The 8139-nt window shown below is 68.0% G+C and carries 9 protein-coding genes; all 9 read left to right on the top strand.

Features of this window, described 5'->3' with window-relative positions:
- Positions 1 to 133: 133 nt before the first annotated feature.
- On the top strand, positions 134 to 778 hold the full coding sequence (locus tag ACFQ7F_RS44270; protein WP_383284904.1) for an HAD family hydrolase: 645 nt from the start codon (positions 134 to 136) through the stop codon (positions 776 to 778).
- 146 nt (positions 779 to 924) lie between these two features.
- Complete coding sequence (locus ACFQ7F_RS44275) at positions 925 to 1632, top strand: VC0807 family protein (RefSeq protein WP_383284907.1); 708 nt, start codon at positions 925 to 927, stop codon at positions 1630 to 1632.
- 100 nt (positions 1633 to 1732) lie between these two features.
- The gene (locus ACFQ7F_RS44280; RefSeq protein ID WP_383284910.1) at positions 1733 to 2953 is read left to right on the top strand and encodes an MFS transporter; all 1221 of its coding nucleotides are present in this window, start codon (positions 1733 to 1735) and stop codon (positions 2951 to 2953) included.
- A complete protein-coding gene (locus ACFQ7F_RS44285; protein WP_383284913.1) occupies positions 2904 to 4079 on the top strand; it encodes an acetoin utilization protein AcuC in 1176 nt (391 codons plus the stop codon). The genes ACFQ7F_RS44280 and ACFQ7F_RS44285 overlap by 50 nt, the downstream gene beginning before the upstream one ends.
- A 131-nt stretch (positions 4080 to 4210) precedes the next feature.
- Complete coding sequence (locus ACFQ7F_RS44290) at positions 4211 to 5026, top strand: phosphatase (RefSeq protein WP_383284916.1); 816 nt, start codon at positions 4211 to 4213, stop codon at positions 5024 to 5026.
- 132 nt (positions 5027 to 5158) lie between these two features.
- Positions 5159 to 5368 (top strand): helix-turn-helix domain-containing protein, encoded by a 210-nt coding sequence (locus ACFQ7F_RS44295; protein ID WP_157869005.1) that lies wholly within the window; start codon positions 5159 to 5161, stop codon positions 5366 to 5368.
- 126 nt (positions 5369 to 5494) lie between these two features.
- Positions 5495 to 5593, top strand: coding sequence for a 30S ribosomal protein bS22 (locus ACFQ7F_RS44300; RefSeq protein WP_003948845.1), 99 nt, complete (start codon positions 5495 to 5497; stop codon positions 5591 to 5593).
- A 339-nt stretch (positions 5594 to 5932) separates the two neighbouring features.
- Positions 5933 to 6979: an NAD-dependent epimerase/dehydratase family protein gene (locus ACFQ7F_RS44305; RefSeq protein ID WP_383284920.1), complete on the top strand. Its 1047-nt coding sequence runs from the start codon at positions 5933 to 5935 to the stop codon at positions 6977 to 6979.
- A 14-nt stretch (positions 6980 to 6993) separates the two neighbouring features.
- Complete coding sequence (locus ACFQ7F_RS44310) at positions 6994 to 8079, top strand: lysophospholipid acyltransferase family protein (RefSeq protein WP_383284923.1); 1086 nt, start codon at positions 6994 to 6996, stop codon at positions 8077 to 8079.
- Positions 8080 to 8139 lie beyond the last annotated feature (60 nt).

Consider the following 8139-nt stretch of genomic DNA (forward strand, 5'->3'; position numbering starts at 1 on the left):
CAGGGGGGACCCTGTGGGAGAGTAGGACGCCGCCGAACTATTATTAACGGGAAACCCCCGCACCCTCTGGGTGCGGGGGTTTTCTGCGTTCCAGGCCCCCGCAAGGGGGCTTTTCTGTGTTTAGGGTCGAGTTATGCGATACGACCTGGTCATCTTCGACAATGACGGCGTTCTCGTGGACAGCGAGCCGCTTTCCAATACGATCCTTGCCGCCTATCTGACCGAGCTCGGGCACCCCACCACGTATGAGGACTCCCTGCGTGACTACATGGGGGCCGCCGTCCATCGCGTACACGACCTCGTTCTTGAGCGCAGTGGGCAGCGGTTGCCCGGGGACTTTGATGTGACCTTCCACGCTCGTGTCTTCGCTGCCTTCGAGCGGGAGCTTGAGCCCGTGGCGGGTGCCGTCGGCGTACTGGAGAAGCTGGTCGCCGATGGGGTGCCTTACTGCCTGGCCTCGTCCGGGAGCCATGAGCGGATTCGGGTCGGGCATCGGCGGACCGGGCTCGATCGGTGGTTCGACGATGAGCGGATCTTCAGCTCCGAGGATGTGGGGCGGGGGAAGCCGGCGCCGGATCTCTTTCTGTACGCCGCCGAGCGGATGGGGGTGGCGCCCGAGAAGTGTGTGGTGATCGAGGACAGCCCGTTGGGCGTGCGGGCCGCTGTGGCGGCGGGGATGGACGTCTACGGGTTCACCGCCATGACGCCGGCGGAGCGGCTCTCGGGGGCCACTGAACTCTTCGGGGACATGGGGGAGTTGGCTGACCTGCTGGTATGACGCGGTCCTGGGGTTCGGGCTGACATTTGTCACTGCCAGGTCCGGACGATCGTTTCTGTCGGCCGATGGGTGCTCGCGGCGAAGCTGAGTACGTCGAGAACGAACGCGACGCACTCAGTGACAGGGACGACGGAGGACCAATCACCATGAGCCAGCTCGCCACCACCCCCACCAGTACCGCCACCAGCACGACGGGCACAGCTTCCGCCCGGCAGTCGCGCTGGGAGTCGCTGAAGCCGCTCGTGCTTGACGCGGCGGTGCCCACAGCCTCGTACTACCTGCTCAGCAAGGGCTTCGGCATGGGCACGATGGCGGCGCTCGCCTGGAGCAGTGTGGTGCCCGCGGGGCGGACGGCGTGGAGCGTGGTCAAGGACCGGCGGGTCAACGGGCTCGCGGCGCTCATCCTGGCCGCCAACCTCGTCGGGCTGCTGCTCAGTCTGCTTGCCGGTGATCCGCGGCTGATGCTCGCCAAGGACAGCGGGATCACCGCGACGATCGGTATCGCCGTGCTGCTGTCCGTCGGCGCCGGGCGGCCGTTGATGACCGCCGGGCTCAGGCCCTGGGTGACCAAGGGGAATGCGGCGCGGACCGCGGTGTGGGAGCGGCTGATCGCCGAGCGGGGGCGGTTCGCGGGGATGGAGCGGATGTTCTCGGTGATGTGGGGTGTGGCGCTGTTCGGTGAGGCCCTGGTGCGGGTCGTGGGGGCCTACACGCTGCCCGTCGACACCATGGTGTGGCTCGGCGGCGCGATTGCCGGGGTCACCATCACGGCGACGGTCCTGGTGAGCGGTCGCCTGGTCGTCGGTCCGATGGAGGAGAAGGTGAGCGAGGAGGTTGCCGCGCTCGGGCGGTGACGGGGGGCCTGACTTGCGCCTCCCTTGCGGGGGAGGCGTAGGAAATTGAATGGGTGATCTATCTACCCACCGGTAGTCAGGGGTCCTACGCTCTGCAGCCATGACAGATGAGCTGCGGCGCGGCAGGGCCTCTTTGGCGTTCAGCTTCCTGGTGCAGGGCGTCACCTTCGCGTTGCTGGTGACGCGGATCCCCGCCATTCAGGACCAGTACGGGATATCCGACGGCCTGCTGCCCGTCTTCCTGGCCGCCGTGCCGATCCTTGCCGGCGTCGGGAGCGTGGGTACGGAGTGGCTGGTCAAGCGGGTGCCGCCCAGCCGTGTGCTGCGGTGGGCGCAGCCCGTGGTGCTCCTGGCGCTGCTCGGGGTCGGCGCGGGTGACGCGCTGTGGCAGGTGGCCGTGGCGCTGGGATCGTTCGGGCTGTCCGTGGGGGCGCTCGACGCTTCCATGAACATGCTCGGGGTGAGTCTGCAGCGGACGTACGGGCGCAGCATCATGCTGGGGTTTCACGCGGCGTACAGCCTGGGCGGGATCGCGGGGGCGTCGATCGCGTGGGCGGGGGCGCACTGGGATCTTTCGCTCTTCGTGTCGTATCTGCCGGTGGTCGTGGTGCTCCTTCCGACCGCGTTGGTGGGGAGTCGGTGGTACGTCGATGCCGGGTCCTCCAGTGTTGAGGACGGTGACGGCGGTGCGGGGCAGGGCGGGACCGTCGTCTTCAAGTTGCTTCTGCCGCTCTGCCTGGTGATGACCTTCGCGTACATCGGGGACTCGACTGTCTCCAACTGGAGCGCGAAGTATCTGCAGGACGTGCTCGGGAGTTCGGAGGAGGTCTCGACCGTCCCCTACAACGTCTACATGGTCATGACTCTGCTGGGGCGGGGGCTCGGGGACCTGGGCGTGCGGCGGTTCGGGGCCGTGGCGGTGGTGCGGGTGGGGTCCGTGGTGGCCGCACTGGGGTTCGCGGTCGTCGCGGCTGCGCCCGGGGCGTGGACCGGGATTCTGGGCTTCACGGTGCTCGGGCTCGGTCTCTGTGTGATCGTTCCGCAGACCTTCGCCGCGGCGGGGCGGCTCTTTCCCGGGGCGTCGGATGCCGCTGTCGCGCGGCTCAATATCTTCAACTACGTGGGGTTCTTGATCGGTTCGCCCCTTGTGGGCGCGCTCGGGGACGCCTGGAACTACCGTGCGGCGATGCTCGTCCCCATGGTGTTGGTGCTCATGACCTTGTTGTATGCCCGTTCTTTCGCCCCCGGAGCGGACCGATACGGTGACGGGCATGAGCGGGCGCGCACAGCTGATGTGGGACGAGGCAGTAACGGGCTATGACTTCGGTCCTGAGCACCCTATGGACCCGGTCAGGCTCGCGCTGACCAGAAGCCTGGTCGGTGCCTTCGGGCTCGACCGCGAGGTGGATGTGGTCGCGGCCAAGCGTGCCGGTGACTCGACGCTGCGGCTGGTGCACCGCGAGGACTATGTGGAGGCGGTCAAGGCCGCGTCGGCCGATCCTGCGTCGGCGGACGGCAGCTATGGCCTGGGGACCGTTGATGATCCCGCCTTCGCGGGAATGCACGAGGTGTCGGCGCTGATCGCCGGGCAGTCGGTGGGAGCGGCCGAGGCGGTGTGGCGCGGGGAAGCGCTGCACGCGGTGAACTTCGCGGGCGGGCTGCACCATGCGATGCCGGGGTCCGCTTCGGGGTTCTGTATCTACAACGACGCCGCGCTCGCCATCGCGCGGCTGCTCGAACTGGGTGCCGAGCGGGTCGTGTACGTGGATGTGGACGTGCATCACGGGGACGGGGTGCAGGCGGCCTTCTGGGACGATCCGCGGGTTCTGACGATCTCGCTGCACGAGCATCCGCGGACGCTGTTTCCGCAGACCGGGTGGCCCGAGGAGACGGGTGCGGCCTCCGTGGCGGAGGGCTCGGCCGTCAATGTCGCGCTGCCCGCGGGGACCGGGGACGCGGGGTGGCTTCGGGCGTTCCATGCCGTGGTGCCCGAGCTGCTCGCGGACTTCCGGCCGCAGGTGCTTGTCTCGCAGCACGGGGCCGACACGCACTTCGAGGATCCGCTCGCTCACCTTGCTGTTTCGCTCGATGCGCAGCGGGCCGTGCAGGTGGCCTGCCATGAGTTGGCGCACTCGTACGCCGATGGGCGGTGGGTCGCTCTGGGTGGGGGTGGGTATGCCGTGGTGGATGTCGTCCCGAGATCGTGGACGCATCTGACCGCTATTGCCGCGGGGCGGGAGGTGCTGCCTTCGGCGGACATTCCTGAGGCCTGGCGGCAGGAAGTCTTCGCGCGTACTCGGCAGTTGGCGCCTGCGCGGATGAGTGACGGTCGGTGGCCTGTCACCTGGGCGGACTGGTCCGAGGGATACGACCCTGCTGATCGGCTTGATCAGGCTGTGGTCGCGGCTCGGCGGGCGGCGTTCCCGTTGCGGGGGTTGTTGCCGTAGAGGGACCTGACCCCCACAAAGATGGCCTCAAACGCCGGCCGGGCTGAACAGCCGTAGCCCCGTTAGCCCAACTGTGGGGGATTTCCGGGGTTTTGGGGGCGCCGGGCAGTTCTCTGCGGCACGCTCACAGCGTGTTGAGCACCGGAGCGTTGCGTGCGCATCTGTTGGCTGCCCGCCTTGCCGGGCCCGTGGCCACCACGAGAGAAGAGAGCCTGCGGAGCTATCGGCTCTTCGCGGCCCGTGACCCGCGGATACTCCTCGGGCTCGATCCCGAGTGGAGTTGGGGCTCCGGTGACTTGCTGGGGCTCATGGCGGACAAGTGCGGGGTGTCCGCCGACCCGCGGCACACCCAGGGGGCCGATGTCATCGACCCGGAGCGGACGTTGGCGGCGCTCGACGCCTTCGCCGAAAGGCTCTCGGGCGCGGCCCGAAGGCGGCTTCCCGTGCTCTTCGGGACGGGACATCCGCACCGGCTACTCGGCTTCTACGCCGCGCTGGCGGACGCTTTGTCGGCGGCCGGGTGCACCGTTCTCACCCCTGCGCAGGGCGACAGTGTCGACATAACGACCCGGTTCGGTCTACGCACGTACAACCTTGACTACGTACAAGGAGTCGCGCTGGTGCGGGAACCCGGCGCACGTCCGACCGGGAGTGAGACCGGCGCACACACCCATTCCCCACTCCCGGTTCGAGCCGCGCTCGCGGCCGCGGCGGAGGCTGAAGGACCGCTTCCCGAGCTTGTCATCGGGGACCACGGATGGGTGTGCGGGGCAGGTCAGCTGGGGTTCGAGGCGATCGGTCTGGCGGATACGGATGATCCCGCGCTGTTCGTCGGAGAGGCCGAGGGGCAGGTGTCCGTCGTCGTTCCGCTTGATGACGCTGTGCGGTCTGATTACTACCGACCGCTTACTCGCTATGTACTCAATCGAGCGTGTCTGTCACAGTAGGCGGCCGATCGCTACTCCTCTTCCCCACTCGCATCATCCGCCCCTAGTCTGGGGAGTGAGCGCGCAGAGACGAAGAGTCACCGGAAGGGGAAGCCGGTGCCCGTCATGTGCGGAAGGTTCAGGTGGGGTGTCATGGCTGCAGACCAGAGGCCGCTGAACGAGGTTCAGTTTTTGACCGTGGCGGAAGTCGCCTCGGTGATGCGAGTGTCCAAGATGACCGTGTACCGCTTGGTGCACAGCGGTCATCTGCCCGCCATCCGGGTCGGAAGGTCCTTCCGGGTTCCGGAGCAGGCGGTTCACGAGTACCTCCGCGAGTCCTATGTAGGAGTCGAGGCGGGCTGATCGGAGTCGATCGATCGCCCTCGATTACGTCCCTCACCCAGGGGCGGGTAGGCTAGGGCCGACGTAGGTCGTGTGGGCCCAGACAGCTGCCCCGCACCGAGTGATGAGAAGTGAGCGAGGGTAGTCGTGGGCTCTGTTATCAAGAAGCGGCGTAAGCGGATGGCCAAGAAGAAGCACCGCAAGCTGCTGAAGCGCACCCGCGTTCAGCGTCGTAACAAGAAGTAAGCGACAGCTGGACTGCGCGTCCCGAAGCCCTCCCGTCATCCGACGGGAGGGCTTCGGTGTTTCCGGGTACCCGCCGGGGCGTCTTCCGGCCGGTTTTCGGGCTGTACCGGACCGCCCGGGGGCTTGTTTCGAACGTACGCTCTGGGCAGGATGTGCGTCCCGATCCGGCGTACGTCCTGGTCTGGGCATAGGGCCAGGTCCGTGCGCGTGTGTCGTGGCTGTCGTCACTTCCTGCATCGGGCGGTCATCACAGCGCAACATCGACCCGCTAGCGTGTGCCAGGAGGGACATGATGGGGCGCGGCAGGACTTCGAGGGCTGGGGAAGGCAGGCGCTGATCTTGGGCAAGGTCGTGCTCGTGACCGGGGTGGCCCGCCAACTGGGCGGGCGGTTCGTCCGACGCGCGTTGCGGGACCCCGAGGTCGACCGGGTGGTCGCCGTCGACGCGGTCCCTCCTGAGCATCATCTGGGCGGCGCCGACTTCGTCCAGGCCGATATCCGGCAGCCCGCGATCGCCAAGGTGCTCGCCGAGTTCTCCGTGGACACGGTCGTGCACATGGACGTCACGGGCACCGCCCTTGCCGGCGGCAACCGCGGCTCGCTCAAGGAAACCAACGTCATCGGCACGATGCAGCTGCTCGGCGCCTGCCAGAAGTCGCCGACGGTCAGGCGGCTCGTGGTGAAGTCGAGCACCAACGTGTACGGCTCCGCGCCGCGCGACCCCGCGGTCTTCACCGAGACGACACCGCCGAAGTCGCTGCCCAGCGGTGGCTTCGCCAAGGACACCGTCGAAGTCGAGGGATACGTACGCGGATTCGCGCGCCGCCGGCCGGACGTGGCGGTCTGCGTGCTGCGCTTCGCGAACATCCTGGGACCCGCCGCGGACTCCCCGCTCGCCGAGTACTTCTCGCTGCCTGTCCTGCCGACCGTCTTCGGCTACGACCCGCGGCTGCAGTTCGTGCACGAGGACGACGCGATCGAGGTCCTGCGCCTCGGGGCACGCGACCCGGAGCGCGGGACGCTCAACAGCGGCACGTTCAACATCGCGGGTGACGGCCTGCTGCTGCTCTCGCAGTGCTCGCGGCGCCTGGGCCGTCCGACGCTGCCGGTGTTCATGCCCGCGGTCACCTGGGTCGGCCAGGCGCTGCGCACCCTGGGCATGACGGACTTCTCGCCCGAGCAGATCAGGCTGCTCACCCATGGCCGGGTCGTGGCCACCCGGCAGATGCGCGAGACACTGGGCTTCAGCCCCAAGTACACGACCGCGGAGACCTTCGCGGATTTCGTACGCAGTCGGGGTCCGGGACTTCTGCCGCCGCAGGCCGTCGCGGGGGCCATCGACCGGATCGCCACACTGCCCTTCGCGGGCAACCAGAGCGCCAATTGAGGAGAGCGTCAACGATGGCGGACGCCAAGGTCATTCCGTTCGATGACGACCGGTCGCGCGCGGGTGCGCAGCGCCCGTCGCGGCGCAGGGGCGCGGCCCGGCGCAAGAACGATCCGGCAGCCGTGCGTGAGGTCACGGCCATGCCGGGCCAGCAGGATGGGGATCCGCAGGTGGAGAAGGCCGAGCCGCAGCCTTCGCGGGAGAGAGCTTCCGGGACGGGGGCCGGGTCCGGGGCCGTACCGCAGCCGCGGGACGGTGGCGGTGGCCTGGAGCGGCGTATCGCGGGTGGTCTCGCGTTTCTGCGGCGGCGGCTCACGGGTGACTACGAGGTCGACGACTTCGGTTACGACGAGGAGCTCACCGACCAGGTCCTGATGTCCCTTGTGCGGCCGCTGTACGACAAGTACTTCCGTGTCGAGGTGAAGGGCATCGAGAACATCCCGTCGGAGGGCGGGGCGCTGATCGTTTCCAATCACTCGGGGACGCTGCCGCTCGACGGCCTGATGATGCAGGTCGCCGTGCACGACAACCACCCCGAGGGGCGGCATCTGCGGCTGCTCGCGGCGGACCTCGTCTTCATGCTGCCGGTGGTCAATGAGCTGGCGCGCAAGGCGGGGCACACGTTGGCGTGCGCCGAGGATGCCGAGCGGCTGCTCGAGCGGGGTGAGCTGGTCGGGGTGATGCCGGAGGGGTTCAAGGGCATCGGGAAGCCGTTCAGCGAGCGCTACAAGTTGCAGCGGTTCGGGCGGGGTGGGTTCGTCTCCACCGCGTTGCGGGCGGGGACGCCGATCGTGCCCTGCTCGATCGTGGGGGCGGAGGAGATCTACCCCATGATCGGGAACGCGAAGACGTTGGCGCGGGTGCTCGGCATCCCGTACTTCCCGATCACGCCCACGTTCCCTTGGCTCGGGCCCCTTGGGGCGTTGCCGTTGCCCACGAAGTGGACGATTCAGTTCGGGGAGCCGATTCCCACGGACGGGTATCCGCCGGAGGCGGCCGAGGATCCGATGCTGATGTTCAACCTGACCGATCAGGTGCGGGAGCAGATTCAGCACACGTTGTACAAGCTGCTTGTGCAGCGGCGGTCCGTGTTCTTCTGAGCCCCCTGGACCCCGTACAAGATGGCCTCAAACGCCGGCCGGGCTGAATCCCATGAAGGG

Origin of the sequence: Streptomyces sp. NPDC056486 (assembly GCF_042795295.1) — a bacterium.
In the GTDB taxonomy this organism is placed as follows: Bacteria; Actinomycetota; Actinomycetes; order Streptomycetales; family Streptomycetaceae; genus Streptomyces.